Source organism: Massilia sp. 01N410, assembly GCF_056399665.1.
This window is the reverse complement of record NZ_JBFTRV010000006.1, coordinates 117,535-144,033: the sequence shown is the minus strand read 5'-3', so window position 1 is coordinate 144,033 and position 26,499 is coordinate 117,535. Positions and strand designations below refer to the sequence as shown.

The following is a 26,499-nucleotide window of genomic DNA, read 5'->3' as shown; positions in this document are numbered from 1 at the left end:
GCCTGGCGGTTTTTTCTTTCTGCGCTGTTTGATGCGTTTGAACTCCGCACAGGAAATCCGGCGTAAGAATGCCTCGCATTGCCCGACGATTGTGCATTGTGCGCCAGGGGGCACTGCGAGGAGCGCCACATGGCTGACAGCACCGTTTACGATCAATTCGAGCAGCTTACTCCGGACGAAAAGTCGTATATCCTTAGTCATCCGCATCATGCCGTCGCCATCAGGGAATCGAGATATCTGGAGTTTATCGAAACCAAGCGGTGGTTTGGGCGTAATGGTCGTAACGATAAGTCGGATGCGTTTCGCCATTGCTTCTGGTCAGCACTATTGGCGCGCGAAACAGGATACGAGAACGCGTTGAAATTCACGACCGCACACGAATCCTCTCCTGCTAACGATCCCGCCGAAAAAGCCATGGATTTGCACAACAACCGCGTTGGCCTTGGCATAGGGAAAGGTAATCGCACGGACCAGCAGCTTGCGGCCATGTGCCTGTCTGCCTTGAGGGCGGGCAGGCTGAAGGTGTTAAGCGGAGGCTGAACCATGCGCTTGTTCCTGATCGCCAGCCTGTTGTCGCTCGCCGTGGCCGGCTGCTCCGGTCATTCGGTCGAGAAGCAGGCAAAGCAGCTAGGAAACCGCGAATTTACCGCACAGGCGTGGCAAGGCGCCACCCAGGAAGAGCGCGGTGAAATGCTGGCTTCGCTGCTCGACAAACATCGGCTCGTAGGACACCCGGCCAAGGAAGCAGTGGCTCTATTGGGGAAGCCGACAGGTTATTACGAATACGACGAAAATCCCGCCTATTTCGTCGGTCCCGGAACGGTCAAGAGTGAGTTCGGAGACGGCTACCTGCTGGTCTTCCTGACCGACAAAGCAAGTGGGCGCATCACCGATATCCGCCTGATTCCACGGACTTAGCGTCCAGTCGATAGGCCACTCCGGCGGCCGGCCACATGAAAACCGCCAGTGCGTGAGTGAACTGACCCCGCCGTTGCGGCGGAATGATCAGGTCTCCGCCTTCGTCTCCGCGAAGTGGGGAGGCTAGACCCGGGTCGCCTTGCACCCCGATTTGCATGGGTTTGGTCTTCCATTCCGCGTTCTCGGCTCCCGTCTCGACCCAGGTCATGGCCTTGATAACCTTCCAGTCGAGAGGGTGGAATCCAGGGCTGCAGCCTAGATGGCGATTGTAGTCATCGATTGCCGTTTTGATTGGAGTCCTTGACGGCGCCCCGCAGACCGCTTTTCCACTTTGCGAGCGCTGTCATCGATGCTTGCTCGGCCATGTGCTTCTCCTTTTGAAGGCGACAACGCACGATGATGGCGTGACAACGCGTGGTTTGAGTTGTTGCCGGGCAAGCAAAGGCAATTCGTGGATTTTTCTTCGGCGCTTAGGATTTTATTGGCGCTCAGGCCAGTTCCGGATGATGCTCCCTGAGCCAGCCCCTGACATGCGCGAGCAGCGCCTTCGCCTGCGCCTGGGCATCCTCGACTGCGCCGTCACTGACGGCGGCGCCTTCATAGTCGTCGCAGTTGCGAAGCTGCCGCAAATCGTCGAGTTCGACCATGGTGCCCTTGTCGAGGCCGACGGCGACCGGCAGGGACTGGATCGCGGTCTGGTGATGCCCGGGCTTGCCGGTCGAGGTGCGATAGCCGTTCGCCAGCAGGCCGGCGATGGCGCATTGCATGACGCACTTGTAGGCGGCGTCGAAGCGGTTTTCGTTGCTGATCGCGGTGACGGCGGCATCGTCCAGATTGCGCTCGGCTGCCGCCAGCAGGCGCTGGATGTCGCCGCGGTCGGGGCGGGCCTCGTCGAGGCTGCCGATTTCCAGCAGATTTTGTAAACTCATCTTTATTGTCCGATTGAAATAGTCTGATCCGGCAGAACCGGCTCGTAATGCTTGAGCATTCGCGACTGTAGCACCCCCGGCAGGCGCTCCCGGTTCGGTACGCAATCGTATCGTGTCGCGAAGGCAAGGAATGGTATAGTTAGTCATTTATTTAACAGAATGCCCTTGCTGTGACATAAAGGGGCTCAATCTTCCAAAGCCAAAGGAACCAATGATGACCACTCAGGACTACGCGAACCGCATCAGCCAGCTCATCCAGGAACACGAGGCCGATATCGGTGCGGAGTGGATGGCGCAGCTGGAAGCGCTGACGGTCCGCTCGAACGTGGTCTCGAAGGAGCAGCTGCGCAAGCACTGCCAGCAATTCCTCACCGCCTTCAGCAACGGCACCCGCGGTGGCGAGCTGAACAATATCGAACATCGTTCCTGGGACGAGGTGCGCGACCTGCTGGCCGAGATCTCCTCGACCCGCGCCAGGAACGGCTCGACCCCGAGCGAGACCGCAACCTTCGTGTTCTCGCTCAAGCAGCCGCTGTTCGCGCGCCTGAACGCCGGCTTCGCCAACGACCCGGCGGCCCTGGCCAACGCTTCCTGGACCATCGGTACGCTGCTCGACAAGTTCGGCCTGTACACCATCGAAGTGTTCCAGCGCGCCCGCGACCAGATCATCGTGCGCCAGCAGCAGGAACTGCTGGAGCTCTCGACCCCGGTGGTCAAGCTGTGGAACGGCATCCTGGCGCTGCCGCTGATCGGCACCCTGGATTCCGCGCGCACCCAGGTGGTGATGGAAAACATCCTGCAGAAGATCGTCGACACCGGCGCCTCCATCGCGATCATCGACATCACCGGCGTGCCGACCGTCGACACCCTGGTCGCCCAGCACCTGATGAAGACCATCGCCGCGGCCCGCCTGATGGGCGCCGACTGCATCATCAGCGGCATCCGCCCGCAGATCGCCCAGACCATCGTCCACCTCGGCGTCAACCTGGAAGACGTGACGACCAAGGCCAGCCTGGCCGACGCCTTCGTGGTGGCGCTCGAGCGCACCGGCACCTCGATCGTGAAGAAGGGCTGAGATCCGCATGGAACGCATCCCGATTCTCCGCATGGGCGACCTGCTGCTGGTGACGATCCAGGTCGACATGCACGACCGCCTGGCGATGACGCTGCAGGACGACCTGACCGAGCGCATCGTGCGCGATAATGCGAAGGGCGTGCTGATCGACATCTCGGCGCTGGACCTGGTCGACTCCTTCATCGGGCGCATGATCAGCAATACCGCCGCGATGGCGCGCGTGCTGGACGCCCAGACGGTGGTGGTCGGCATGCAGCCGGCGGTGGCGATCACGCTGGTGGAGCTGGGCCTGACCCTGCACGGCGTGAAGACGGCACTCAACGTGGAAAAGGGCATGACCCTGTTAGGAAAGACGCACTTTTGATGAGCGCAGCTCTCAATCACGCAGTGACTTTCGAGACCGCGCTCCTGGAGCGCGACAGCCGGTTGCGCACCGCGCGCACCACGCTTCCGCTGCGCTCCGACGAGGACGTGGTGGGCCTGCGCAAGCAGGTGCGCGAGCGCGCGGTGGCGATCGCGCTGTCGTTGGTCGACCAGACCAAGCTGGTGACGGCGGCCAGCGAACTGGCGCGCAACACGATCAAGTACGGCGGCGGCGGCGAGGTCCACCTCGACGCGCTGGAAGACGGTTTCAAGCGCGGGATCGGCCTGATCTTCGTGGATAATGGGCCGGGCATTCCCGACCTCGACCAGGCGCTGCGCGACGGTTTCACGACCGGCGGCGGCCTGGGCCTCGGACTGGGCGGTTCGAAACGCCTGGTCGACGAGTTCGCAATCGATTCCCGCGCAGGAGAGGGCACCGCAGTGTCTGTGGTCAAATGGAAACGCTGATCAGTTCGCTGTTACCGCAGCTCGTCTTCCCGATCAGTCACGCCAGTGACATCGCGGCCGCCCGCCGCGCGGGCCAGAAGCTTGCCGGCGAGCTGGCCTTCGACGAGGTTCAGGCGGGCCGGCTGGCGATCGTGGTCACCGAGGCCTGCACCAATATCCTCAAGCACGCGGGCGAGGGGACCCTCTACCTCATGCGCGCGCAGTCCGGCGCTTCGATGCCGGGCATCGACGTGCTGGCGGTCGACAACGGTCCCGGCATCCATGACTTTTCCAGCAGCCTGCGCGACGGCGTGTCCACCGCCGGCACGGCCGGCACCGGCCTGGGCGCGCTGCAGCGCCAGTCGGACGAGTTCGACGTCTGGTCGATGCCCGGCCGCGGCGCCGCCTTCTTCATGCGCCTGTGGCGCGGCAGTCCGCCGCCGCGTCCCTGCGGGGTCGAGGTCGGCGCGTTGTGCGTGCCGATGGGTGGCGAGGAAGCCTGCGGCGACGGCTGGGCCGTGAGCTGCGACCTCGACGGCGCCACCCTGCTCGGGGTCGACGGCCTGGGCCACGGTCCGGAAGCGGCCAAGGCCGCGCACGCGGCCGTGCATGCCCTCGAGCGCAAGCCGGCCTCGGCGCCGTCCGAGGTGCTGCACACGGCCCACGAGGCGCTGCGCATCACGCGCGGCGCGGCGCTGTCGGTGGCGCGCATCGACTACAGCGGCAACGACATACGCTTCGCCGGCATCGGCAACGTCAGCTGCGTGGTCCACGACGGAGCGGCGCGGCGCGCACTGGTGTCGCACAACGGCATCGTCGGCGCCAATATGCGCAAGGTGCAGGAGTTCACCGCCGACTGCCCGCCGGGCGCGATCGTGATCCTGCATTCGGACGGCGTGCAGACCCAGTGGGACCTGAGCGATTATCCCGGCCTGTATGCGCGCACGCCGGTGCTGGTGGCCGGCATCCTGATGCGCGACTTCATCCGCCGCCGCGACGACGCCATGGTGCTGGTCGGCCGGCGCCGGGGAGAACACACATGAACAACCAGCGCATCCTCGGCGTCAGCCTGTCCGCCGACCAGGACGTGGTGCTGGTGCGCCAGCGCGCGCGCCAGCTGTCGGCGCTGCTCGGCTTCTCGCAGCAGGACCAGGTGCGCATCGCCACCGCCGTGTCGGAAGTGGCGCGCGGCGCCTGCCAGCTCGCCTTCGGCGGGCGCGCCACCTTCCAGATGCGCGAATGCGGCGGCCGCCAGTGCCTGCAGATGATGATTTCGGCAGGCGGCGACACGCCTGCCGGCGCCTCCCTGCCGGACGACGCGGTGGTGACGGCGCACCGCCTGATGGACGAGTGCACGATCGCGAAGGACGCGCGCGGCATCCCGACGGTCACGATGTGCAAGGCCTTGCCGTCCCAGGTCCGGGTCGACGCGGCCCGGCTGGCCGAGTTGGGCGCCCAGCTCGCCAAGGACAGCCCGGTCGCCAACAGCTACCTCGAGGTGCACCAGCAGAACCAGGAACTGGTGGCTACCCTGGCCGAGCTGCGCGAGCGCCAGGAAGACCTGCTGGAGCTGACCCGCGAGCTGGAGGACACCAACCGCGGCATCGTCGCGCTGTACGCCGAGATCGAGGACAAGGCCGAGCGCCTGCGCCGCGCCGACGAGATGAAGTCGCGCTTCCTGTCGAACACCAGCCACGAGCTGCGCACGCCGCTGTCCTCGATCCGGGCCCTGGCCCAGCTGTTGCTGGCCCGCCTGGATGGCGACCTGACGCTGGAACAGGAGCGCCAGGTGAAGTTCATCGAGAAGGCCGCCAACGACCTGTCCGAGCTGGTCAACGACCTGCTCGACCTGGCCAAGATCGAGGCCGGCAAGGTCGAGGTGCAGCTGGCGCCGGTGGTGGCCGACAACCTGTTCCGCGCGCTCAAGGGCATGCTGCGGCCGCTGGTCGACGAGGCCCGGGTCGAGCTGGTGTTCGAGGCGCCGGACTTCGACGAGCCCTTCGAATCGGACGAGGGCAAGATTGCCCAGGTGCTGCGCAACTTCATTTCGAACGCCCTCAAGTTCACGGAACAGGGCCAGGTCCGCGTCCGCGCGGTCCGCGACCTGGAATGCGATACCATCACCTTCGCGGTGGCCGACACCGGGATCGGCATCAGCCCGGACAACCTGCAGCTGATCTTCGAGGAATTCAGCCAGATCGAACACCCGCTGCAGCGCCGCAGCAAGGGAACGGGCCTCGGCCTGCCGCTGTGCCGCAAGCTGGCCGATCTGCTCGGCGGCCGGGTCGAAGTGGAGAGCGAGGTCGGTATCGGCTCGACCTTCAGCCTGGTACTGCCGCGGCGCTTCCCGCAAATCGATGGATAGACGATGACGAACTCCACCCTGATCCTGAATGTCGACGACAACGACGGCGCCCGCTACGCCAAGACGCGGATCCTGCAGAGCGCCGGATTCGAGGTCGTCGAAGCCACCAACGGCACCGACGCGCTGGCGGCCGTCAAGCGCGGCGGGATCGCGCTGGTCCTGCTGGACGTCAAGCTCCCCGACATCAACGGCATCGAGGTCTGCCGCCGCATCAAGGCCGACCCCGACAGTGCCCTGGTGCTGGTGCTGCAGACCTCGGCCGCGCTGACCGGGCGCGCCGACAAGATCCGCGGCCTCGAGGGCGGCGCCGACAACTACCTGGCGGCGCCGATCGAAGCCGACGAGCTGATCGCCAACGTCAAGGCGCTGCTGCGCATGCGCCGCACCCAGAGCGCGCTGCGCGACAGCGAGGAGCGCTTCCGCCAGCTGACCGACAACATCGAGGACGTGTTCTGGATGTTCTCGGTGCCCGAGGGGGCGCTCGAATACGTGAGCCCGGCCTATGCCGCGATCTGGGGCCGCAGCATCGAGTCGCTGGAACGCGAGCCGGGCAGCTGGAGGGATTCGGTGCATCCCGACGACCGCAGCCATATCGACAGCCTGTGGCGCGGCCTGCAGGGCAATCCGCATTACGAGGCCGAGTTCCGTATCGTGCTGGAGGACGGTTCGCTGCGCTGGGTGCGCGACCGCCTGTTCCCGGTGCGCGACGGCCGCGACGAGGTCTACCGCGTGGCGCGCGTCACCAGCGACATCACGCGGCGCAAGGAGATGGAAGGCCTGCTGCGCGCGGCCGACAGCAACAAGAACGAATTCCTGGCGACCCTGGCGCACGAGCTGCGCAATCCGCTGTCGCCGATCCGCAATGCGGCCGCGCTGCTGGGCTCCACCGGCTCCGCCGCCGCCGAGCTCCAGGCGCGCGCGCGCGAAGTCATCACGCGCCAGGTCGACCACCTGGCCCACCTGGTCGACGACCTGCTGGACGTGGCGCGCATCTCGGAAGGCAAGATCGCGCTGCGCAGGGAAGAAGTCGACATCAAGGGCGTGATCGCGCAGGCGATCGAGACCGCCGGTCCGCTGATCGCGGCGCGCGCGCACCGCCTCGAGGTGGTCCAGCCCGAGCGCCAGGTCTGGGTCTCGGGCGATCCGGTGCGCCTGGCCCAGTCGATGGGCAACCTGCTGCACAACGCCGCCAAGTTCACGCCGAAGGGCGGACTGATCCACGTCGAGGTCCAGCTGGACGGCGATACCGTGCGTATCGCGGTGCAGGACAACGGCATCGGCATCGCCGAGGACAACCTGCCGCGCATCTTCGGCATGTTCGCCCAGGCCGCCGTGCCGCCGGACCGCGCGCCGGAAGGGCTGGGGATCGGCCTGTCGCTGGTCTCGCGCCTGCTCGAGATGCACGGCGGCCGCCTGACCGCCAGCAGCCCCGGGATCGGCATGGGCAGCACCTTCACGGTCGAGCTGCCGGTGCTGCGCACCTCGATGCCGGAACAGGCCGCGCCGGCCGCGGAGGAGGGCGGTCAGGCGGGAACGAAGGGGCGCCGCGTGCTGCTGGTCGACGACAATGTCGACGCCATGGAGATGATGGCCTTCCTGCTGACCGAGATGGGCTACGAAGCCCATACCACGGCCGACGCCAGCGGCATCGTCGAGCTGGCTTCGGCCCTCCGCCCAGAGGTGATCGTGCTCGACATCGGCCTGCCGAACGTCGACGGCTACGAGGTGGCGCGCATGCTCAAGCAGCACCCGGAACTGAAGTCGATCCGGCTGGTGGCCCACACCGGCTACGGTTCGCCGGAAGACCGCCGCAAGGCGCAGGAGGCGGGTTTCGATGCACACCTGGTGAAGCCGGCGGAGCTGGACGACCTCGAAAAAGCCCTGCAGGGCTGATCGAACGATGCGTGGGGTCTTGAGGCCGGGGCCTCAAGACGGGCGTGCCCACGCATTGCGTTCGCCAACGCACGGAATCGCACTGGCCGACGTCCTATTCTGGCGGCATCGCCACCACACGGAGGTCATCATGCCCAAGGGAGCCAGCCCGAAACGCGAGCGCGAGTACAAGAAGCTCGAGACCGAGTTCAAGAAGGAACACCGCTACCCCGGCCGCGAGGAGGAAGTCGCCTCGCGCATCGTCAACAAGCAGCGCGCCGAGCACGGCGAGACCAAGCAGTCGTCGAGCGGCGGCAGCAAGCAGTCGGCCAAGAAGTGATCCGCGGATGAAAAAAGCCTCCCGGGCTCGCACCCGGGAGGCTCTTGCTCGTCCTTGCGAGGGATTACTTGTCGGTGACGGTGAAGTCGCCGAAAGCCTTCAACTGCTCACCCACGGACTTGCTGTCGCCGACCACGACGATCGACTGGTGCTCGGGGTTGAAGTACTTCTTCGAGACGTCGCGCACCTGTTCCGGCGTGACCTTCTGGATCAGCGGCACGTACTGGGACAGGAACTCGGGCGGCAGGCCGACCAGCCAGTTCATCGCCAGGGTGGCGGCCACCGCGCGCTGCATCTGGTTGGACAGCACGTAGCCGCCGGCCACGTAGCGCTTGTGCATCTCCATTTCCTGCGGCGAGATCAGCTCGCCGCCGATGCGCTTGTACTCGTTGAAGTACTCGCTCAGGGCCGCGCCGGTGACTTCGTTGCGTACGTCGGCGCCGCCGACGATGCTGCCGCCTTCGCGCATCATGCGCGCGCCGGCCGAGGCGCCGTAGGTGTAGCCCTTTTCCTCGCGCAGGTTGATGTTGACGCGGCTCGAGAAGCCGCCGCCCAGGATGGTGCTGGCCAGGCGCAGCGGCACCTGGTCGCCGGCGGTGGCGGCGATGCCGGAGCCGGCCACGCGGATGGTCGACTGCACGCTGCCCGGACGCTCCAGCAGGATGTGGACCGGCTTGGCGGCGGCCGGCGCCGTTGCGCTTGCCGCCGGGGCGGAGCCTTCGGCCTTCCAGTCGCCGAAGGCATGCTGGGCCAGCTTCATGGCATCAGCCTCCTTGATGCGGCCGGTGATCACCAGCAGCGCCTGGTCCGGACGGAAGCGCTTGGCGTGCTCGGCGCGCAGCAACGCTTCGTCGACCGAATTGATGCCTTCGACGGTCGGCGTGGTGTGGCCGTAGGGGTGCTCGCCGAATACTGCGCGGTTGACGGCGCGCTCGGCGCGGAAGCGCGGCTGGGTTTCCTGCACGCGCAGGGACTGCAGCGCGTTGGCCTTGGCCAGTGCCACTTCCTTGGCCGGGAAGATTGGTGTGCGCGCGACTTCGGCCAGCAGCTGCATCATGGCGCCGGCCTGCGACGCCAGGGCGTTGGCGCTGACGGTGATGCCGTCGGCGCTGGCGCCGCCGCCCACCGAGCCGCCCAGGCCCTGGGCCAGTTCGGCGATGGCGCGCGAATCGTGTTTGGCGGTGCCTTCGTTCAGCAGGCCCGCCAACATGCTGGCGAAGCCCGGATGGGCGGCGTCGTCGGCGATGAAGCCGGCGCCGCGCACGGCCAGTACCATGTCGACGCGCGGCACGCCGTTGCGCGGCACCACCCAGACCTGCAGGCCGTTGGCCAGGGTCTTCTTGGCGATGTGCGGGGAGGGCAGCGGTTTGTCCTTGCCGTAGGCGGGCATGCCGGCCGGCTTGGCCGGGGCGGCGGCTTCGGCGGCGAAGGCCGGGCTTGCAAACGCCATCGAGATGGCGGAAATGAGCATCAGTTTTTTCATCGTGCTCTCCTTATTTCTTGTCGGTTGGGGCCGGGGCGGTGTCGGCCTTGTTGGCCGGCTGCGGCGCGGCCGCCGGTGCGGGCTTCGCCACCGGCCTGCGGTCGATCACGGTGCGGTTGGCCTTCACCAGGTAGGTGGCGGCGACGCGCTGGACATCCTTCGACGTCACGCCTTCGATCCAGCCCGGCACCTTGTTGACCACGTTGGCGTCGCCCCACAGGGTCTGCAGCTTGGCCAGGGTATCGGCGCGGCTCAGGATGTTTTCGAGACCGTTGTTCCAGTCGGACAGCATGCTGGTCTTGACGCGCTTCAGGGTGGCTTCGTCGACGCCGTCCCTGGCGACCTTGGCGATCTCCTCGTCCATCGCGGCCAGCATGGCGTCGGCGCTGCTGTTCGGCTTGTACAGGCCGGTGACGGTGAACAGGGTCGGGCCGTCGTACTCGAACGGCCCGGTCAGGCCGAAGCCGCCGGAGATGTTCAGCGCGATCTCGCGGCCCTTCACCATGCCCTGGTAGAACAGCGAGGCGTCGCCGCCGGCCAGCAGTTCGGCCAGTACGGCCATCGGGGCCTGGTCGGCGGTGCCACGGGCCGGTACTTTCCAGGCGGCGGCCACGGCCGGCACCTGGGCCAGGGCGTCGCTCTGCTCGATGCGTTTTTCCTGGGTGTTCAGGCCTTCCGAGAAGTCGGTGGCTTTCGGGGTCGCGCGCCTGGCGATGCCGCCGAAGTATTTCTGGGCCAGCGCGAAGCCCTGGGCCGGCGTGACGTCGCCGGCGATCGCCAGCACCGCGTTGTTCGGGCCGTAGTAGTCGCGGTGGAAACCGCGCACGTCGTCCAGGCTGGCGCCCTCGAGGTCTTCGAAGCTGCCGTAGCCGTCGTGGTTGTTCTCCCACTTGTTGAAGGCCAGCTTGCTGATATCGATCCAGTTGAAGCCGCCGTAGGGCTGGTTCTTCACGTTCACGCGGATCTCTTCCTTCACCACGTCCTGCTGGTTCTTCAGCGTGGCCGGGTTGAAGTCGAGGGTCTTCATGCGGTCCGCTTCCAGCCACAGGATGGGCTCGAGCGAGGACACCGGCGCGGTCTCGATGTAGTTGGTGAAGTCCGGACGGGTCGAACCGTTGTTGCGGCCGCCGCCGCCGGTGATGGTGCGGTCGAACACGCCCTTCGGCGAATTCGGCGTGCCCTGGAACATCAGGTGTTCGAACAGGTGGGCGAAACCGGTGCGGTTGCGCGGCTCCAGGCGCATGCCGACGTGGTAGACGACCGACACGCCGACGGTCGGCGAGCTGTGGTCTTCGGAGACGACGACCGTCAGGCCGTTGTCGAGCTTCTTGACGTTGACCGGCAGGGTCCACTGGTCGCTGTTCGCGGCGTACGCGGACATCGACAGCGACACCCCGGCCAGCAGGGCGGGTAATAGGCGCATGCGCATTGATAACCTCTGGTTTGGGCTGAACTAGAAACTGCGTCTTTCTGTCCGGATCGTATCCAGGCAGCGGCTCATATTAGCGCAATGTCATGCAAATAAGTAACTTTTTGTTTGGGTGGCAACTAAAAGCGGAGACGATTCGATGACAAATCCGTACAGTTTTTCATGGTGGGGCGGCGCATAATGGCCGGTTCCGCCGCGTCTCCGGCCTGCATGTCATTCCCGCCATCGTGTCGCTCGGGGCCCGCTTTCTGCAGTTCGTCGCAATCCCGTGGGCATGGACGCGCCGGGGCTTTACTCTGACCATGTGTGATGCCATCTTGAAAATTGTCGAACTAGCACAATTTCATCGAGCACGGTACGCTTGCACAACAAGAACATGGATTCGGAGAACTGGATGAACAAGGTTTTTAAGCTCGGCATGGCGGCCGCGGGAATTGTTGCCTGTTTCGGTGTAGCGCAGGCAGCGCCCGAGGTCGCCACCGAGACCCGCCCCATCGATGCACGCGTGGTGCGCGTGAAGCTCGACGGCGCGGTCGACCTGCGGATCAGGCAGGGCAGCACGGCCACCCTGACCCTGAGCGGCGATCCGCGCTGGCTGGCCAAGACCGTGACGGTGCAGAGCGGCGATACGCTGAACATCGATACCGACGTCCACGGCCGCGTGCGCCTCGGTTCCCTGCACGCCGAGCTGACCCTGCCCGCGCTGCGCGAGGTGAGTTCCGAGAGCCTGGGTTCGACCGACGTCTCCGGTTTCTCCGGCGACGAGCTGGAACTGAGCCTGGATGGCGCCGGATCGATGCGCATCTCGTGTAATTACAGGATGGTGACGGCCAGCCTGGGCGGCATCGGCAGCATGAACCTGACCAGCCTGAGCGGCGAGGGCGTCGACCTGAATCTGCGCGGCGCCGGTTTCGTGACCCTCAATGGACGCGCCAGATGGCTGAAGGCCGACCTCGGCGGCCTGGGCAGCCTGGATGCGAAGGAATTCGTCGCCGACAGCGTCAACGTCGACCTGTCCGGCCTCGGCAATGCCAGCGTTACGGCGCACCAGAACGCCAGCCTGAACCTGTCCGGCATGGGCTCGGTAACGGTGTACGGCAAGCCCCTGAACCGCAAGGTGGCGGTCGACGGCCTGGGCAAGGTCAGTTGGAAGTAGCACAACAATAAAAATACCGTTCCGAACGAGACAATGAGAAAACACATCGTTGCCATCCTGCTGGCCCTGGGGCTGCACAGCAGTGCGATGGCAGGCTTCACGGAAGGCGCCAACGCCTACAACGCCCGCAACTATGCGCTGGCGTTGAAGGAGATCACGCCGCTCGCCAAGGCCGGCGACGCGGATGCCCAGCACTTGCTGGGCCTGATGTATTACATGGGCCGCGGCGTGCAGCGCGACTACAAGCAGGCCTTCGCCTGGCATTACAAGGCGGCCCAGCAGGGCAAGGCCGACGCCCAGTACGTGATCGGTGCGATGTACTACACCGGCAACGCGGTGCCCGTGGACCAGAAGCTGGCCGTCACCTGGTTCCGCAAGGCGGCCGAGCAGGGCCACCCGGATGCCCAGCACGCGCTCGGCCTGATGTACCGCTACCACGTGGCCGGCATGCCCCAGGACTTCGTCATCGCCTACATGCTGTGGAACCTGGCGGCCGCCAGCGGCCACCGCAGCGCCACCGAGCAGCGCGCCCTGATCGCGCGCCAGATGACCCAGGAGCAGGTCGAGGAAGGGCAGGCGCTGTCGCGCAACTGGAAGCCCGGCACCCCCTTGCCGACCCAGTCCAGAACCGGCAACAACACCCCTTGAGTTGCTTTCAGGTGCAAAGACCAGGCTGACGTGGCTTGAAGGCCCGATCCTACAAAGCCATGGGGCTTTCATGGTGGGCGGGTTGGTGCATGGTGACTACCATGGTCTTGTCTCAGCCAGTTTTCGAACGGGCTGGTGCATAACTCACCAATTATCGGAGGTAAGCATGGCATCGAACAATCAAGGCGGCGGCAACAAGGGTAACAACCAGAGCGACACCAGCAACCGCGGCTTCGCATCGATGGATCCGCAAAAACAGCGCGAAATCGCTTCGGAAGGCGGCAAGGCAGCACACGCTTCGGGCAATGCCCACGAGTTCAACTCGGAAGAAGCCCGCCGCGCCGGCTCCATGAGCCACAAGAACGACGGCAGCCAGCAGAGCCAGGGCGGCGGCAGCCAGCAGAGCGGCAGCGGTGGCAGCGGCGGCGGCACTCGCGGCGGCTCGTCGGCGCAGCATGCGAAGGCTGGCTCGCAGAGCCACAAGAACGACAACAAGAAGTAATTACCACCAACCACTCAGTAATTACTAACCACCTCGTCCCCGCCTTCGCGGGGACGACCTTTATCCCGGCGTGGCCGCCGCCGGCTGCACCAGTCCTTCACCGCCGCGGTCCCCAGCGAAACGGAACAACTCCAGAGGCACGGCATTCCCCATCGCCTTGGTAGTCCAGGCCGTTCGGGTGCAGGTGGTCGCCGCTGGGCGTGGGCGCGCCCATTCCGTTTGAGATCCGGATCCGGACCTTATTTCCTCCGATACTGGAGTGCACGATCAGGCGCAAGGTCTGGTCGGTGAAGGTCCGGCGGGCCGCCCTGGCCCGCGCTCCAGGTGCCGACCCGGCGCTCGGTGCTCCAGTCCTGGGCCCCCTGTAAGCTCAACTTCATGTTGCGTTCATTGGTGATGGGGAATGCGCTACGCATGAGCCCGCTGAGCCAATCCGGCAGCCGCGACCGTCCCAACACGCCGGCCCGGCACTGTTGTTGAGCTGACGCCAAGCCCCGTTGCATTTTGACTGCGGCTGAGCATTTAGTTGCGCAATGGTAACGTTATCAGCAATTTCCGGGCGGCAGTTCGCTTGGTCGCAGCTTGCCGGTGGCGTACAATTGCCACTTGTTCAACAGGCCTATCCGCACAGGAGTCTCCATGCGCGCAATCGAAATCACCCAGCCCGGCTCGCCCGAGGTGCTGCAGCCCTGCGAACGTCCGCTGCCCGTGCTGAAGGCCGGCGAAATCCTGATCCGCGTGATCGCGGCCGGCGTCAACCGTCCCGACGTGTTCCAGCGCCTCGGCCAGTATCCGGTGCCGCCCGGCGCCTCCGACCTGCCCGGCCTCGAAGTGGCCGGCGAGATCGTCGACGGCGAACTCGGCGATAGCGGCTTTAACAAGGGCGACCTGGTGTGCGCCCTGGTGCAGGGCGGCGGCTATGCCGAATACTGCGCGGCCCCGCTCGAGCAATGCCTGCCGGTGCCGAAGGGACTGAGCCCGCTGGAAGCGGCCTCGCTGCCCGAAACCTTCTTTACCGTCTGGAGCAATGTGTTCCAGCGTGCCGCCCTGCAGCCGGGCGAAACCCTGCTGGTGCAGGGCGGCAGCTCGGGCATCGGCGTCACCGCGATCCAGCTCGCAAGCGCCATGGGCCACCGCGTGTTCGCCACCGCCGGCAGCGAAGACAAATGCCGCGCCTGCGAGCAGCTCGGCGCCGAACGCGGTGTCAACTATAAGACCGAGGATTTTTCGGTCGTGGTCAAGGAGCTGACGGGCGGGAAGGGCGTCGACGTGGTGCTCGACATGGTCGGCGGCGACTACATCAAGCGCGAGATCGCCTGCCTGGCCGACGATGGCCGCATCGCCCTGATCGCGCTGCTGGGCGGCGCGCGCGCCGAAGTCGACCTCGGCCAGGTACTGCGCCGCCGCCTGACGATTACCGGCTCCACCCTGCGTCCGCGCCCGGTGGCCTTCAAGGCGCAGGTCGCACGCGAGTTGCGCGAACGTGTCTGGCCGCTCATCGAGGCCGGCAAGATCAGGCCGGTGATCTACCGCAGCTTCCCGCTCGAGCAGGCCGCCCAGGCCCATGCCCTGATGGAGAGCAGCGCCCACGTCGGCAAGATCATGCTGCAGGTGGCGCCCGCCTGAGCCGGCGCAGGCTACCGGGAAACGAATACCCACAACTTTGGAAAACACCATGAATGACAAGCCTTTGGTCAGCCTTCGTTTGACCGTCCATTCAACGACCGCTAAAATAGCGGGTTATTTGACCGTGAGGTTCTGATGCGGCCCAAGCTCATCGTAGGTAACTGGAAGATGAACGGTAGCCGTTTGGTCAATGCGGCCTTGTTGGCGGATATCGCCGCGGGACTCGGCGATGCGAAGGCATCGGCCGCCGTGTGTGTGCCGGCACCCTATCTGCAGCAGTGCGAAGACCTGCTTTCAGGCAGTGTCATTGCCTGGGGTGCGCAGGACGTGTCCGCGTATGAGGGCGGCGCCTATACGGGCGAAGTGTGCGCGAAGATGCTGTCCGACTTCGCCTGCCGCTACGTGATCGTCGGCCACTCGGAGCGCCGCGCCTACCATGGCGAGAGCAGCGAGCTGGTGGCGCGCAAGGCGCAGGCGGCGCTGAAGGAGGGGCTGACCCCGATCGTCTGCGTCGGCGAAACCCTGGAGCAGCGCGAAGCGGGGCAGACCTTCGACGTGGTCGGCGCCCAGCTCGACGCGGTGCTGGAGCTGCTGCCGGCCGAAGCGGTGGCGAAGATCGTGGTTGCCTACGAACCCGTGTGGGCGATCGGTACCGGCAGGACTGCGACGCCGGAGATGGCACAGGAAGTACATGCGCGGCTGCGCGAGCAGCTGCGGGTGCGTAACGCCGAAGCGGCGGATGGCGTGGCCATCCTGTACGGCGGCAGCATGAAGCCGGAGAATGCGCGCGAACTGCTGTCCCAGCCCGACATCGACGGCGGACTGATCGGCGGGGCGGCGTTGAAGGCGCAGGATTTTCTGGCTATTATTCACGCGACCTGAGCATGCCGCCAGAATAGAATTTGCAACGTAGTTAACCTTGGAATGGAATAATAATGAACGTGTTGTTCAATCTGATCGTTGTTCTGCAGGTCGTGTCCGCGCTGGCCATCATCGGCCTCGTGCTCGTCCAGCACGGTAAGGGCGCCGACATGGGCGCCGCCTTCGGTTCCGGCGCGTCCGGCAGCCTGTTCGGCGCCAGCGGCTCGTCCAACTTCCTGTCGAAGTCGACCGCAGTCGCCGCAGCGATCTTCTTCGCCTCGACCCTCGCGCTGGCCTACTTCGGCACCAACCGTCCGGCAGCCAGCATCGGCGGCGGGGTGATGGAGCACGCGACCGTTCCGGCGACTGCGCCTGCAAACAATGCCGGCAATGCCGTGCCGAACACGGCGCCGGCCGCCCAGGCTCCGGCGCCGGCCGCGACCCAGGACGTCCCGGCGGCCGCCGGCGTGCCGTCGGCTCCGGCTCCGGCTCCGGCTCCGGCTCCGTCCAAGTAAGGCAAGCTCCGCTCCGCACGGGCAAATGCGGACCCCTCCGTGCAGGCTTGCGCGGGGTGGTGTAGTATCGGTGGATTCTCTCCGCCAGCAAGCCCTGGCGGCTTCTCGACCCGCCAGGCTGTGAATACAGCGAAAACACAGTAGAGAAAAAACAGTAGTTTTCCTTGATCTAGCGCAATTTGAGCATTGAAAAAAGGTGCTAAGGCAGGGTAGAATACTGGTCTCCAGCCGACGTGGTGAAATTGGTAGACACGCTATCTTGAGGGGGTAGTGGCGCAAGCTGTGCGAGTTCGAGTCTCGCCGTCGGCACCAAGATACAGAAGCCAGCTAGGGCGCACGGGCTCCGCTCCTGCACTAGCTGGCTTTTTTACGAGGATCTCTGAGGATCCTGGAAAACATCCCAGGGTCTTCGGTCGTACGATCCTGGTGGTAGGCAAAAAGCCAGGATTGCGCGATGCGGTGCTGCAGTCAATGCAGTGTTTTATCAACCGATCGTTCAATAAGGCTTTTCTGCTGTGAACCTCGAGAATTACTTCCCCGTCCTTTTGTTCCTTCTTGTCGGCATCGGCGTTGGCGTCGCTCCGCAAGTCCTTGGCCGCATCATTGCGCCGCACCGTCCCGACGCTGCCAAGCTGTCGCCGTACGAATGCGGTTTCGAAGCATTCGAAGATGCGCGCATGAAATTCGACGTCCGGTACTACCTGGTCGCGATCCTGTTTATTTTGTTTGATCTGGAAACGGCATTCTTCTTCCCATGGGGCGTCTCGATTCGCGACCTGGGCTGGCCGGCGTTCGTCACGATGATGGTCTTCATCGCCGAATTCGTTGTCGGTTTCTGGTACATCTGGAAGAAAGGTGCCCTTGATTGGGAATAAGCCATGGCTATTGAAGGCGTTTTAAACGAAGGTTTTGTTACCACCACAGCCGATAAGCTGATCAACTGGGCCCGTACCGGTTCGATGTGGCCGATGACGTTCGGTCTCGCATGCTGCGCGGTCGAAATGATGCACGCGGGCGCCGCCCGCTACGACCTCGACCGCTTCGGCGTCGTGTTCCGTCCGTCCCCGCGCCAGTCCGACGTGATGATCGTCGCCGGCACCCTGTGCAACAAGATGGCGCCGGCACTGCGCAAGGTCTACGACCAGATGGCCGAGCCGCGCTGGGTCATCTCGATGGGTTCCTGCGCCAACGGCGGCGGCTACTACCACTACTCCTATTCGGTCGTCCGCGGCTGCGACCGCATCGTGCCGGTCGACGTCTACGTCCCGGGCTGCCCCCCGACCGCTGAAGCTCTGCTGTACGGCATCATCCAGCTCCAGAACAAGATCAAGCGCACCAACACCATCGCGCGATAAAACCAAGCAGCTAACACCATGACGACAAAACTCGAAGTCCTTGAGCTCGCCCTGAAGAATGCGCTCGGCGAGCGCGCCGCCATTTCGTCGGCTCTCGGCGAAGTAACCGTGGTAGTCAAGGCCGCCGACTATCTTGCGGCGATGCAGACCCTGCGCGACGACAAATCGCTCGCGTTCGAAGAAATGATCGACCTCTGCGGCGTCGACTACCTGAACTATGGCGAAGGCACCTGGGATGGCCTGCGTTTCGCGGTGGTGGTGCACCTGCTGTCGATCGAGCACAACTGGCGCGTGCGCGTCCGCGTGTTCTGCCCGGACGACGAAATGCCCCTGGTCCAGTCGATCACCGGCATCTGGCGCAACGCCAACTGGTTCGAGCGCGAAGCGTTCGACCTGTACGGCATCCTGTTCGAAGGTCACGGCGACCTGCGCCGCATCCTGACCGACTATGGCTTCATCGGCCACCCGTTCCGCAAGGACTTCCCGATTTCGGGTTACGTCGAGATGCGCTACGACCCCGAGCAGAAGCGCGTGATCTACCAACCCGTGACGATCGAGCCGCGTGAAAACATTCCGCGCGTGATCCGCGAAGAAACCTACGGGATGAAATAATGGCTGAGCTTAAGAATTACACCCTGAACTTTGGTCCGCAGCACCCGGCAGCGCACGGCGTGCTGCGCCTCGTGCTGGAACTGGACGGCGAGGTCATCCAGCGCGCCGACCCGCACATCGGCCTGCTGCACCGCGGCACCGAGAAGCTGGCGGAAACCCGCACCTACCTGCAGTCGGTGCCGTACATGGACCGCCTCGACTACGTGTCGATGATGTGCAACGAGCACGGCTACGTGCTGGCGATCGAGAAGCTGCTGGGCGTCGAAGCCCCGATCCGCGCGCAGTACATCCGCACCATGTTCGACGAGATCACGCGCATCCTGAACCACCTGATGTGGCTGGGCGCGCACGCGCTGGACATCGGCGCCATGGGTCCCTTCCTGTACGCCTTCCGCGACCGCGAAGACCTGTTCGACGTCTATGAAGCGGTGTCGGGCGCGCGCATGCACGCGGCCTACTACCGCCCGGGCGGCGTGTACCGCGACCTGCCGGACGAAATGCCGAAGCACAAGCCGTCGCTGGTGCGCAACCAGCGCGCCGTGGACGAGCTGAACGAAATCCGCCAGGGTTCGGTGCTCGACTTCATCGAAGGCTTCACCAAGCGCTTCGACGGCTACGTCGACGAATACGAGACCCTGCTGACCGACAACCGTATCTGGAAACAGCGTACCGTCGGCATCGGCGTGGTGACCCCGGAAGACGCGAAGGGCATGGGCTTTTCGGGCCCGATGCTGCGCGGCTCGGGCATCGCCTGGGACCTGCGCAAGGTCCAGCCGTACGCCGCCTACGACAAGGTCGAGTTCGATGTCCCGGTCGGCACCAACGGCGACTCCTACGACCGCTACCTGGTCCGCATCGAAGAGTTGCGCCAGTCCAACCGCATCGTCAAGCAGTGCGTCGCCTGGCTGAAGGCGAACCCGGGTCCGGTCATGATCGACAATAACAAGATCGCGCCGCCGTCGCGCGTCGACATGAAGTCGAACATGGAATCGCTGATCCACCACTTCAAGCTGTTCTCCGAAGGCTTCCACGTGCCGCCGGGCGAGGTCTACACCGGCATCGAGCATCCGAAGGGCGAGTTCGGCATCTACATCGTGTCGGACGGCGCCAACAAGCCGTACCGCCTGAAGATCCGTACCCCGGACTATGTGCACCTGCAGAGCCTGGACGAAATGGCGCGCGGCCACATGATTGCCGACGCCGTGACCATCATCGGTACGCAGGACATCGTGTTCGGTTCGATTGACCGCTGATCCGGTCGATAAGGAAGAGAAAAAATGTTATCTGAGCAGTGCTTACAAAAAATTGACCGCGAGCTGGCGAAATACCCGGCCGACCAGCGTCAATCGGCCGTGATGGCCGCGCTGGCCCACGCACAAGTCGAAAAGGGGTGGCTGGCGCCGGAAACGATGCAGGAAATCGCCGACTACATCGGCATGCCTGCCATCGCCGTGCAGGAAGTCGCGACTTTCTACAATATGTACAACCTGAAGCCGGTCGGCAAGCACAAGATCACCGTGTGCACCAACCTGCCGTGCGCCCTGTCGGGCGGCGAGCGCGCCGGCCAGCGCATCAAGGATGCCCTGGGCATCGACTACCGCGGCACCACCGAAGACGGCCAGTTCACCCTGCTGGAAGGCGAGTGCATGGGCGCCTGCGGCGACGCACCCGTCATGCTGGTGAATAACCACCGCATGTGCTCGTTCATGAGCGACGAGAAGATCGACGCCCTGCTGGAGGAACTGAACAAATGACCAGCCTGCACGACCGCCACATCAATCCGCTGATCCTGAAGGATCTGAACGGCGACAACTGGCACCTGGCCGACTACGTCAAGCGTGGCGGCTACTCGGCCCTGCGCAAGATCCTGGAAGAAGGCATTCCGCCCGAGCAGATCATCGCCGACCTGAAGACCTCCGGCCTGCGCGGCCGCGGCGGCGCGGGTTTCCCGACCGGCCTGAAGTGGAGCTTCATGCCGCGCCAGTTCCCGGGCCAGAAATACCTCGTCTGCAACACCGACGAAGGCGAGCCGGGTACGTTCAAGGACCGCGACATCATCCGCTACAACCCGCACGCGCTGATCGAAGGCATGGCCATCGGCGCCTACGCGATGGGCATCACGGTGGGCTACAACTACATCCACGGCGAGATCTTCCAGGAATACCTGCGCTTCGAAGAGGCGCTGGAAGAGGCGCGCGCCGCCGGCTTCCTGGGCGATAACATCATGGGTTCGCAGTTCTCGTTCCAGTTGCACGCCCACCACGGCTACGGCGCCTACATCTGCGGCGAAGAAACCGCGCTGCTGGAGTCGCTGGAAGGCAAGAAGGGCCAGCCGCGCTTCAAGCCGCCGTTCCCGGCCTCGTTCGGCCTGTACGGCAAGCCGACCACCATCAACAACACCGAGACCTTCGCAGCCGTCCCGTTCATCCTGAACATGGGTCCTGAGAACTACATGGGCCTCGGCAAGCCGAACAACGGCGGCACCAAGATCTTCTCGATCTCGGGCGACGTCGAGCGTCCGGGCAACTACGAAGTCCCGCTGGGTACGCCGTTCGCCAAGCTGATGGAACTGGCTGGCGGTATGCGCGGCGGCAAGAAGATCAAGGCCGTCATCCCCGGCGGTTCGTCCGCTCCGGTGATCCGCGGCGAAGTCATGATGGACACCGACCTGGACTACGACTCGATCGCCAAGGCCGGTTCGATGCTCGGTTCGGGCGCCGTGATCGTCATGGACGAGACCCGCTGCATGGTCAAGTCGCTGCTGCGCCTGTCCTACTTCTACTACGAGGAATCGTGCGGCCAGTGCACCCCGTGCCGTGAAGGCACCGGCTGGATGTACCGCATGGTCCACCGTATCGAGCACGGCCAGGGTCGTCCGGAAGACATGGATCTGCTGAACAACATCGCCTTCAACATCAAGGGCCGCACCATCTGCGCGCTGGGCGACGCCGCCGCGATGCCGGTGGAAGCGATGATCAAGAACTTCCGCGAGGAATTCGAATATCACATCGAGCACAAGCACTGCCTCGTGCCCGCATACCTTTAAACCAGGTCAGGTAACGATCAAATGGTTGAAATTGAATTAGACGGCAAGAAAGTAGAAGTCCCACCAGGTTCCATGGTGATGGACGCCGCGAACAAACTGGGAACCTATATCCCGCACTTCTGCTATCACAAGAAACTGTCGATCGCAGCGAACTGCCGCATGTGCCTCGTGGAAGTCGAGAAGGCGCCGAAGCCGATGCCGGCCTGCGCCACGCCGGTCTCGCCGGGCATGATCGTGCGTACGCACAGCGACAAGGCGGTGCAGGCACAGAAGTCCGTGATGGAATTCCTGCTGATTAACCACCCGCTGGATTGCCCGATCTGCGACCAGGGCGGCGAATGCCAGCTGCAGGACCTGGCCGTCGGCTACGGCAAGAGCGGCTCGCGCTACAGCGAAGAAAAGCGCGTCGTGACCCCGAAGGAAGCCGGTCCGCTGATCTCGATGGAAGAGATGAGCCGCTGCATCCAGTGCACCCGTTGCGTGCGCTTCGGCCAGGAAGTGGCCGGCGTCATGGAATTCGGCATGGTCGGCCGCGGCGAGCACTCGGAGATCACCACCTTCGTCGGCAAGACCGTCGACTCCGAAGTGTCGGGCAACATGATCGACCTGTGCCCGGTCGGCGCGCTGACCTCCAAGCCTTTCCGCTACTCGGCACGTCCGTGGGAACTGCAGCGCCGCCGTTCGGTGTCGCCGCACGACTCGCTGGGCACCAACCTGATCGTCCAGGTCAAGGGCGGCAAGGTGATGCGCGTGCTGCCGCTGGAAAACGAGAACATCAACGAGTGCTGGCTGTCGGACAAGGACCGCTTCGCCTACGAATCGCTGGACAACGCCGAGCGCCTGGTCAACCCGATGATCAAGCAGGACGGCAAGTGGATCGACACCGACTGGCAGACCGCCCTCGAGTACGTCGCCCACGGCCTGCGTAACATCCGTCACGAGCATGGCGCCGACAGCATCGCCGCCGTCGCGACCCCGCACTCGACCGTCGAAGAACTGTTCCTGCTGCAGAAAGCCATGCGCGGCTTCGGCATCGAGAACGTCGACTTCCGCCTGCGCCAGAGCGACTTCGCGCTGGACGGCACGGTGGTCCCGCACCTGGGCATGCCGATCGCCGAACTGTCGACGCTCAAGCGCGTGCTGGTCGTCGGTTCCTTCCTGCGCAAGGATCACCCGCTGGCCGCGACCCGCCTGCGCGCCGCCGTCAAGTCGGGCGCCAAGCTGACGATCGTCCACGGTTCGGACGACGACAACCTGATCCCGACCCACGGCCGCATCATCGCCGCACCGACGGACTGGCTGGCTGCGCTGTCGGAAATCGCCGTCGCCGTCGCCGCCGCCAAGGGCGTCCAAGCCCCGGCCGGTTTCGAAGGCATCGAAGTGTCGGCCGCGGTGAAGGCCATCGCCGCGACCCTGGTGGTCGAGAACGCCGCAGACCTGCCGGGCGCCGTCCTGCTGGGTAACGCCGCCATGCAGCATCCGGAAGCCTCGAAGCTGCACGCTTGTGCCCAGTGGATCGCCGAGCAGACCGGCGCCAAGTTCGGTTACTTCGTCGACGCCGCCAACACCGTCGGCGGCTACCTGGTCAACGCCACGTCGAAGAACGCCGCGAACCTGTTCGCCCAGCCGAAGAAAGCCTATGTGCTGCTGAACGCCGAGCCGGAACTGGACGCCGCCAACCCGCAGCAAGCCATCAAGGCACTGCAGGGCGCCGAGATGGTCGTCGCGATGTCGGCCTTCAAGCACGGCATGGACTACGCCGACGTGCTGCTGCCGATCTCGCCGTTCAGCGAGACCGCCGGCACCTTCGTCAACTGCGAAGGCCGCGCACAGAGCTTCAACGGCACCGTCAAGCCGCTGGGCGAGACCCGTCCGGCCTGGAAAGTGCTGCGCGTGCTGGGTAACCTGCTGGGCCTGTCGGGCTTCGACTACGAGAACTCGGAGTCGATCCGCGACGAAGCGCTGGGCGGCAAGGACGTCGACCTGTCGGCCAGGCTGAACAACGTCGCCAGGCTGGCGCCGGTGTCGGCCAAGTATGCCGACGTCAAGGACGGCGAGCTGAAGCTGGAGCGCCTGGCCGACGTGCCGATCTACTTCGCCGACGCCATCGCGCGCCGTTCGGAACCGCTGCTGCGCACCGCCGACGCCCAGGCGCCGCTGGCCACCATCTCGGCCAAGCTGGCCGAAGTGCTGGGCGTGCAGGCCGGCGACATGGTCACCGTGCAGCAAGGGGAGGGCAGTGCGACCCTGGTCGCCGCCGTCGACGCGCGCCTGCCGGCGAACGTCGTGCGCGTGGCCGCGGCTCACCAGCTGACCTCGTCGCTGGGCGCCATGTTCGGTCCGATTTCGATTGAAAAGGCTTAATAAAAATGTCGATGCCTGACGTACTCAATAGTTTTTACGCTGGCGGCGAACACCTGGTGGGTCCGACCGTCTGGACCTTTGCCTGGACGCTGCTGAAAATCGTCTGCGTCCTGCTGCCGCTGATGGGCCTGGTGGCCTATCTGGTGCTGTGGGAGCGCAAGCTGATCGGCTGGATCCACATCCGCGTGGGTCCGAACCGCGTGGGCCCGCTGGGCCTGCTGCAGCCGATCGCCGACGCGCTCAAGCTGCTGCTCAAGGAAATCGTGGTGCCGGCCAAGGCCACCCCGAGCCTGTTCATCATCGGCCCGATCATGACCATCATGCCGGCTCTGGCCGCATGGGCCGTCATTCCCTTCGGTCCGGAAGCGGCGCTGGCCAACGTCAACGCCGGCCTGCTGCTGCTGCTGGCCATCACCTCGATGGAGGTGTACGGCATCATCATCGCCGGCTGGGCCTCGAACTCGAAGTACTCCTTCATGGGTGCGATGCGCGCTTCGGCACAGATGATCTCCTACGAAATCCCGATGGGCTTCGTGATGGTCGTGATCCTGATGGTGTCGGGTTCGCTGAACTTCTCCGACATCGTCGGCGCCCAGACCCGCGGCCACTTCGCCAGCATGGGCCTGAGCTTCCTGTCGTGGAACTGGCTGCCGCTGCTGCCGCTGTTCGTGATCTACATTACCTCCGGCCTGGCCGAATGTAACCGCCACCCCTTCGACGTGGTGGAAGGCGAATCGGAAATCGTGGCCGGCCACATGGTCGAGTACTCGGGCATGTCCTACGCGATGTTCATGCTGGCGGAATACGCCAACATGATCCTGGTGGCCACGCTGGCGTCGATCATGTTCCTGGGCGGCTGGGCGGCACCGTTCTCCTTCCTGGAATTCGGCGCGCTGGGCGGCTTCTTCTGGCTGTTCGCGAAAGCCTTCCTGGTCGTGTCGCTGTTCGTGTGGGTGCGCGGTACCTTCCCGCGTTACCGCTATGACCAGATCATGCGCCTGGGCTGGAAGGTGTTCATCCCCCTGACCCTGGTGTGGCTGGTCCTGGTCGCCGGCGTCATGCAGACGTCGTGGAACCCCTGGAAGTAAAGAGGCGCAAGAAATGACTCGAGTAAAAGACTTTTTCGGCAGCTTGATGCTGTCCGAACTGATCAAGGGCCTGGCGCTGACCGGAAAATACGCGTTCTCGCGCAAGATCACGGTGCAGTACCCGGAAGAAAAGACCCCGATCTCGCCGCGATTCCGCGGCCTGCACGCGCTGCGCCGCTACCCCAACGGGGAAGAGCGCTGCATCGCCTGCAAGCTGTGCGAAGCGGTGTGCCCGGCAATGGCGATCACGATCGAATCGGCGCAGCGCGAAGACGGCACCCGCCGCACCACGCGCTACGACATCGACCTGACCAAGTGCATCTTCTGCGGCTTCTGCGAAGAATCCTGCCCGGTCGATTCGATCGTCGAAACCCAGGTGCTGGAATACCACGGCGAAAAGCGTGGCGACCTGTACTACACCAAGGAAATGCTCCTGGCCGTGGGTGACCGCTACGAGAACGACATCGCCGCCGCACGTGCCGCTGATGCCAAATATCGTTAATCGCGCTAATAACAAGAGGGCTCCTGCGTAAGTCATGGAATTCACAACTGTTCTTTTCTACGTGTTCTCGGCGATCATGGTCATCGCCGGGTTGCGCGTCATTACCGCCAAGAACCCGGTTCACGCCGCGCTGTTCCTGGTGCTCGCGTTCTTCAACGCTGCCGGCATCTGGATGCTGCTGAAGGCCGAGTTCCTGGCCATCGTGCTGGTGCTGGTCTACGTCGGCGCCGTCATGGTGCTGTTCCTGTTCGTCGTGATGATGCTCGACATTAACGTCGACCGCATGCGCGAAGGCTTCTGGGGCTACCTGCCCCTGGCCTCGGGCATCGGCGCGCTGGTCGTGCTGGAGATGGCGGCCGTCCTGTGGCGCGGCTTCCTGGGCACTTCGGAAGCGCCGGCTGAAAGCGCCGTCGGCCACATCGGCGGCACCAAGGAATTGGGCAAGCTGATCTATACCCAGTACATCTACGGTTTCGAGATCGCCGGCCTGATCCTGCTGGTCGCGATCATCGCCGCCGTGGCGCTGACCCTGCGCAAGCGCAAGGACACCAAGGCCATCGACCCGGCCCTGGCCGTCAGCGTCAAGCGTAACGACCGTCTGCGCATCATCAAGATGCAGACGGTGAACCAGAAGGCGATCGATGCAGCCGCAGTGGCCGCCGCAGAAGCCAAGAAGGAGGCTCCATGACTCTGTCGCTCGCTCACTACCTGATCCTCGGCGCGATCCTGTTCGCGATCTCGGTGGTCGGTATTTTCCTGAACCGGAAGAACATCATCATCCTGCTGATGGCCATCGAACTGATGCTGCTGGCAGTGAACCTGAACTTCGTCGCCTTCTCGCATTATCTGGGAGACGCGGCAGGCCAGATCTTCGTGTTCTTCATCCTGACTGTCGCGGCCGCCGAATCGGCGATCGGCCTGGCGATCCTGGTGGTCCTGTTCCGTAACCTGGACACGATCAACGTGGAAGACCTCGACAGCCTGAAGGGCTAAGCGGTTTGGT

General features: G+C 64.5%; 29 protein-coding genes and 1 tRNA gene. 27 read left to right on the top strand and 3 right to left on the bottom strand.

Annotated features, from left to right (window positions below; genetic code table 11):
- Positions 1–129 precede the first annotated feature (129 nt).
- Complete coding sequence (locus AC1DOP_RS10405; RefSeq protein ID WP_477250959.1) at positions 130–540, top strand: DUF6973 domain-containing protein; 411 nt, start codon at positions 130–132, stop codon at positions 538–540.
- Between the two features lie 3 nt (positions 541–543).
- Positions 544–918, top strand: coding sequence for a hypothetical protein (locus tag AC1DOP_RS10400; RefSeq protein ID WP_442121806.1), 375 nt, complete (start codon positions 544–546; stop codon positions 916–918).
- A gap of 488 nt (positions 919–1,406) precedes the next feature.
- Here AC1DOP_RS10400 and AC1DOP_RS10395 read toward each other — a convergent pair whose 3' ends face one another.
- Positions 1,407–1,847 (bottom strand): DNA-binding protein, encoded by a 441-nt coding sequence (locus tag AC1DOP_RS10395; RefSeq protein WP_477250957.1) that lies wholly within the window; start codon positions 1,845–1,847, stop codon positions 1,407–1,409.
- Positions 1,848–2,061: 214 nt separating this feature from the next.
- Between AC1DOP_RS10395 and AC1DOP_RS10390 the strand changes: the two genes are divergently transcribed.
- The 7 genes from AC1DOP_RS10390 to AC1DOP_RS10360 all read left to right on the top strand — a co-directional run bounded on the left by AC1DOP_RS10390 (position 2,062) and on the right by AC1DOP_RS10360 (position 8,309).
- A complete protein-coding gene (locus AC1DOP_RS10390) occupies positions 2,062–2,922 on the top strand; it encodes an STAS domain-containing protein (RefSeq protein WP_477251136.1) in 861 nt (286 codons plus the stop codon).
- Positions 2,923–2,929: 7 nt separating this feature from the next.
- Positions 2,930–3,286 (top strand): STAS domain-containing protein, encoded by a 357-nt coding sequence (locus AC1DOP_RS10385; RefSeq protein ID WP_230029853.1) that lies wholly within the window; start codon positions 2,930–2,932, stop codon positions 3,284–3,286.
- Positions 3,286–3,753, top strand: a complete 468-nt coding sequence (locus AC1DOP_RS10380; protein WP_477250955.1) for an anti-sigma regulatory factor — start codon at positions 3,286–3,288, stop codon at positions 3,751–3,753. Before AC1DOP_RS10385 ends, AC1DOP_RS10380 begins: the two co-directional genes overlap by 1 nt.
- Entirely contained in the window at positions 3,741–4,775 is a 1,035-nt protein-coding gene (locus tag AC1DOP_RS10375; protein ID WP_477250953.1) for an ATP-binding SpoIIE family protein phosphatase, read from the top strand. Before AC1DOP_RS10380 ends, AC1DOP_RS10375 begins: the two co-directional genes overlap by 13 nt.
- A complete protein-coding gene (locus AC1DOP_RS10370; protein ID WP_442121802.1) occupies positions 4,772–6,097 on the top strand; it encodes an ATP-binding protein in 1,326 nt (441 codons plus the stop codon). The genes AC1DOP_RS10375 and AC1DOP_RS10370 overlap by 4 nt, the downstream gene beginning before the upstream one ends.
- 3 nt (positions 6,098–6,100) lie before the next feature.
- Positions 6,101–7,990 carry a hybrid sensor histidine kinase/response regulator gene (locus tag AC1DOP_RS10365; protein WP_442121801.1) on the top strand — a complete coding sequence of 630 codons (1,890 nt, stop codon included), beginning with the start codon at positions 6,101–6,103 and terminating at the stop codon, positions 7,988–7,990.
- A 130-nt stretch (positions 7,991–8,120) separates the two neighbouring features.
- Entirely contained in the window at positions 8,121–8,309 is a 189-nt protein-coding gene (locus AC1DOP_RS10360) for a hypothetical protein (RefSeq protein WP_075796307.1), read from the top strand.
- A 64-nt stretch (positions 8,310–8,373) separates the two neighbouring features.
- Here AC1DOP_RS10360 and AC1DOP_RS10355 read toward each other — a convergent pair whose 3' ends face one another.
- The gene (locus AC1DOP_RS10355) at positions 8,374–9,792 is read right to left on the bottom strand and encodes a M16 family metallopeptidase (protein ID WP_442121800.1); all 1,419 of its coding nucleotides are present in this window, start codon (positions 9,790–9,792) and stop codon (positions 8,374–8,376) included.
- A gap of 10 nt (positions 9,793–9,802) precedes the next feature.
- Entirely contained in the window at positions 9,803–11,215 is a 1,413-nt protein-coding gene (locus AC1DOP_RS10350; protein ID WP_442121799.1) for a M16 family metallopeptidase, read from the bottom strand.
- 400 nt (positions 11,216–11,615) lie between these two features.
- On the opposite strand from AC1DOP_RS10350, the gene AC1DOP_RS10345 reads away from it, so the two are divergent.
- The 18 genes from AC1DOP_RS10345 (at position 11,616) to nuoK (ending at position 26,489) form a co-directional block, all read left to right on the top strand.
- Positions 11,616–12,377 carry a GIN domain-containing protein gene (locus AC1DOP_RS10345; protein WP_477250949.1) on the top strand — a complete coding sequence of 254 codons (762 nt, stop codon included), beginning with the start codon at positions 11,616–11,618 and terminating at the stop codon, positions 12,375–12,377.
- A gap of 33 nt (positions 12,378–12,410) precedes the next feature.
- Positions 12,411–13,025 (top strand): tetratricopeptide repeat protein, encoded by a 615-nt coding sequence (locus AC1DOP_RS10340; RefSeq protein ID WP_442121797.1) that lies wholly within the window; start codon positions 12,411–12,413, stop codon positions 13,023–13,025.
- 166 nt (positions 13,026–13,191) lie between these two features.
- Positions 13,192–13,527 (top strand): KGG domain-containing protein, encoded by a 336-nt coding sequence (locus AC1DOP_RS10335; RefSeq protein WP_442121796.1) that lies wholly within the window; start codon positions 13,192–13,194, stop codon positions 13,525–13,527.
- Positions 13,528–14,166: 639 nt separating this feature from the next.
- Entirely contained in the window at positions 14,167–15,153 is a 987-nt protein-coding gene (locus tag AC1DOP_RS10330) for an NAD(P)H-quinone oxidoreductase (protein WP_477250946.1), read from the top strand.
- 135 nt (positions 15,154–15,288) lie between these two features.
- Entirely contained in the window at positions 15,289–16,035 is a 747-nt protein-coding gene (gene tpiA / locus AC1DOP_RS10325; protein ID WP_477250944.1) for a triose-phosphate isomerase, read from the top strand.
- 53 nt (positions 16,036–16,088) lie between these two features.
- Positions 16,089–16,529: a preprotein translocase subunit SecG gene (gene secG, locus AC1DOP_RS10320; RefSeq protein ID WP_477250942.1), complete on the top strand. Its 441-nt coding sequence runs from the start codon at positions 16,089–16,091 to the stop codon at positions 16,527–16,529.
- Between the two features lie 227 nt (positions 16,530–16,756).
- A tRNA-Leu gene (locus AC1DOP_RS10315) sits at positions 16,757–16,841 on the top strand.
- A gap of 203 nt (positions 16,842–17,044) precedes the next feature.
- On the top strand, positions 17,045–17,404 hold the full coding sequence (locus AC1DOP_RS10310) for an NADH-quinone oxidoreductase subunit A (protein WP_442121792.1): 360 nt from the start codon (positions 17,045–17,047) through the stop codon (positions 17,402–17,404).
- 3 nt (positions 17,405–17,407) lie between these two features.
- Complete coding sequence (locus AC1DOP_RS10305; protein ID WP_135190173.1) at positions 17,408–17,884, top strand: NuoB/complex I 20 kDa subunit family protein; 477 nt, start codon at positions 17,408–17,410, stop codon at positions 17,882–17,884.
- Positions 17,885–17,902: 18 nt separating this feature from the next.
- Positions 17,903–18,496: an NADH-quinone oxidoreductase subunit C gene (locus tag AC1DOP_RS10300; protein ID WP_442121791.1), complete on the top strand. Its 594-nt coding sequence runs from the start codon at positions 17,903–17,905 to the stop codon at positions 18,494–18,496.
- Positions 18,496–19,749 (top strand): NADH-quinone oxidoreductase subunit D, encoded by a 1,254-nt coding sequence (locus AC1DOP_RS10295; protein WP_442121790.1) that lies wholly within the window; start codon positions 18,496–18,498, stop codon positions 19,747–19,749. Before AC1DOP_RS10300 ends, AC1DOP_RS10295 begins: the two co-directional genes overlap by 1 nt.
- 24 nt (positions 19,750–19,773) lie before the next feature.
- Positions 19,774–20,250: an NADH-quinone oxidoreductase subunit NuoE gene (gene nuoE / locus AC1DOP_RS10290; RefSeq protein WP_442121789.1), complete on the top strand. Its 477-nt coding sequence runs from the start codon at positions 19,774–19,776 to the stop codon at positions 20,248–20,250.
- On the top strand, positions 20,247–21,542 hold the full coding sequence (nuoF, locus tag AC1DOP_RS10285) for an NADH-quinone oxidoreductase subunit NuoF (protein ID WP_477250938.1): 1,296 nt from the start codon (positions 20,247–20,249) through the stop codon (positions 21,540–21,542). Before nuoE ends, nuoF begins: the two co-directional genes overlap by 4 nt.
- Positions 21,543–21,563: 21 nt before the next feature.
- The gene (gene nuoG, locus AC1DOP_RS10280) at positions 21,564–23,906 is read left to right on the top strand and encodes an NADH-quinone oxidoreductase subunit NuoG (protein ID WP_477250936.1); all 2,343 of its coding nucleotides are present in this window, start codon (positions 21,564–21,566) and stop codon (positions 23,904–23,906) included.
- A 5-nt stretch (positions 23,907–23,911) separates the two neighbouring features.
- The gene (gene nuoH / locus AC1DOP_RS10275) at positions 23,912–24,994 is read left to right on the top strand and encodes an NADH-quinone oxidoreductase subunit NuoH (protein ID WP_442121786.1); all 1,083 of its coding nucleotides are present in this window, start codon (positions 23,912–23,914) and stop codon (positions 24,992–24,994) included.
- Positions 24,995–25,007: 13 nt separating this feature from the next.
- Positions 25,008–25,496 (top strand): NADH-quinone oxidoreductase subunit NuoI, encoded by a 489-nt coding sequence (gene nuoI, locus AC1DOP_RS10270; protein WP_442121785.1) that lies wholly within the window; start codon positions 25,008–25,010, stop codon positions 25,494–25,496.
- A gap of 34 nt (positions 25,497–25,530) precedes the next feature.
- A complete protein-coding gene (locus AC1DOP_RS10265; protein WP_442121784.1) occupies positions 25,531–26,184 on the top strand; it encodes an NADH-quinone oxidoreductase subunit J in 654 nt (217 codons plus the stop codon).
- On the top strand, positions 26,181–26,489 hold the full coding sequence (nuoK, locus tag AC1DOP_RS10260) for an NADH-quinone oxidoreductase subunit NuoK (RefSeq protein ID WP_036168632.1): 309 nt from the start codon (positions 26,181–26,183) through the stop codon (positions 26,487–26,489). Before AC1DOP_RS10265 ends, nuoK begins: the two co-directional genes overlap by 4 nt.
- Positions 26,490–26,499 lie beyond the last annotated feature (10 nt).

Bases quoted from the DNA above. Each gene is read 5' to 3' on its own strand.
- nuoG (WP_477250936.1), top strand. From the start codon at position 21,564: ATGGTTGAAATTGAATTAGACGGCAAGAAAGTAGAAGTCCCACCAGGT.
- AC1DOP_RS10375 (WP_477250953.1), top strand. From the start codon at position 3,741: ATGGAAACGCTGATCAGTTCGCTGTTACCGCAGCTCGTCTTCCCGATC.
- AC1DOP_RS10305 (WP_135190173.1), top strand. From the start codon at position 17,408: ATGGCTATTGAAGGCGTTTTAAACGAAGGTTTTGTTACCACCACAGCC.
- AC1DOP_RS10335 (WP_442121796.1), top strand. From the start codon at position 13,192: ATGGCATCGAACAATCAAGGCGGCGGCAACAAGGGTAACAACCAGAGC.
- AC1DOP_RS10265 (WP_442121784.1), top strand. From the start codon at position 25,531: ATGGAATTCACAACTGTTCTTTTCTACGTGTTCTCGGCGATCATGGTC.
- AC1DOP_RS10385 (WP_230029853.1), top strand. From the start codon at position 2,930: ATGGAACGCATCCCGATTCTCCGCATGGGCGACCTGCTGCTGGTGACG.
- tpiA (WP_477250944.1), top strand. From the start codon at position 15,289: ATGCGGCCCAAGCTCATCGTAGGTAACTGGAAGATGAACGGTAGCCGT.
- AC1DOP_RS10370 (WP_442121802.1), top strand. From the start codon at position 4,772: ATGAACAACCAGCGCATCCTCGGCGTCAGCCTGTCCGCCGACCAGGAC.
- AC1DOP_RS10365 (WP_442121801.1), top strand. From the start codon at position 6,101: ATGACGAACTCCACCCTGATCCTGAATGTCGACGACAACGACGGCGCC.
- AC1DOP_RS10350 (WP_442121799.1), bottom strand. From the start codon at position 11,215: ATGCGCCTATTACCCGCCCTGCTGGCCGGGGTGTCGCTGTCGATGTCC.
- AC1DOP_RS10395 (WP_477250957.1), bottom strand. From the start codon at position 1,847: ATGAGTTTACAAAATCTGCTGGAAATCGGCAGCCTCGACGAGGCCCGC.
- AC1DOP_RS10405 (WP_477250959.1), top strand. From the start codon at position 130: ATGGCTGACAGCACCGTTTACGATCAATTCGAGCAGCTTACTCCGGAC.
- AC1DOP_RS10380 (WP_477250955.1), top strand. From the start codon at position 3,286: ATGAGCGCAGCTCTCAATCACGCAGTGACTTTCGAGACCGCGCTCCTG.
- AC1DOP_RS10355 (WP_442121800.1), bottom strand. From the start codon at position 9,792: ATGAAAAAACTGATGCTCATTTCCGCCATCTCGATGGCGTTTGCAAGC.
- AC1DOP_RS10400 (WP_442121806.1), top strand. From the start codon at position 544: ATGCGCTTGTTCCTGATCGCCAGCCTGTTGTCGCTCGCCGTGGCCGGC.
- AC1DOP_RS10330 (WP_477250946.1), top strand. From the start codon at position 14,167: ATGCGCGCAATCGAAATCACCCAGCCCGGCTCGCCCGAGGTGCTGCAG.
- AC1DOP_RS10360 (WP_075796307.1), top strand. From the start codon at position 8,121: ATGCCCAAGGGAGCCAGCCCGAAACGCGAGCGCGAGTACAAGAAGCTC.
- AC1DOP_RS10345 (WP_477250949.1), top strand. From the start codon at position 11,616: ATGAACAAGGTTTTTAAGCTCGGCATGGCGGCCGCGGGAATTGTTGCC.
- nuoE (WP_442121789.1), top strand. From the start codon at position 19,774: ATGTTATCTGAGCAGTGCTTACAAAAAATTGACCGCGAGCTGGCGAAA.
- AC1DOP_RS10295 (WP_442121790.1), top strand. From the start codon at position 18,496: ATGGCTGAGCTTAAGAATTACACCCTGAACTTTGGTCCGCAGCACCCG.
- AC1DOP_RS10390 (WP_477251136.1), top strand. From the start codon at position 2,062: ATGACCACTCAGGACTACGCGAACCGCATCAGCCAGCTCATCCAGGAA.
- secG (WP_477250942.1), top strand. From the start codon at position 16,089: ATGAACGTGTTGTTCAATCTGATCGTTGTTCTGCAGGTCGTGTCCGCG.
- nuoH (WP_442121786.1), top strand. From the start codon at position 23,912: ATGTCGATGCCTGACGTACTCAATAGTTTTTACGCTGGCGGCGAACAC.
- AC1DOP_RS10340 (WP_442121797.1), top strand. From the start codon at position 12,411: ATGAGAAAACACATCGTTGCCATCCTGCTGGCCCTGGGGCTGCACAGC.
- nuoK (WP_036168632.1), top strand. From the start codon at position 26,181: ATGACTCTGTCGCTCGCTCACTACCTGATCCTCGGCGCGATCCTGTTC.
- AC1DOP_RS10300 (WP_442121791.1), top strand. From the start codon at position 17,903: ATGACGACAAAACTCGAAGTCCTTGAGCTCGCCCTGAAGAATGCGCTC.
- nuoF (WP_477250938.1), top strand. From the start codon at position 20,247: ATGACCAGCCTGCACGACCGCCACATCAATCCGCTGATCCTGAAGGAT.
- nuoI (WP_442121785.1), top strand. From the start codon at position 25,008: ATGACTCGAGTAAAAGACTTTTTCGGCAGCTTGATGCTGTCCGAACTG.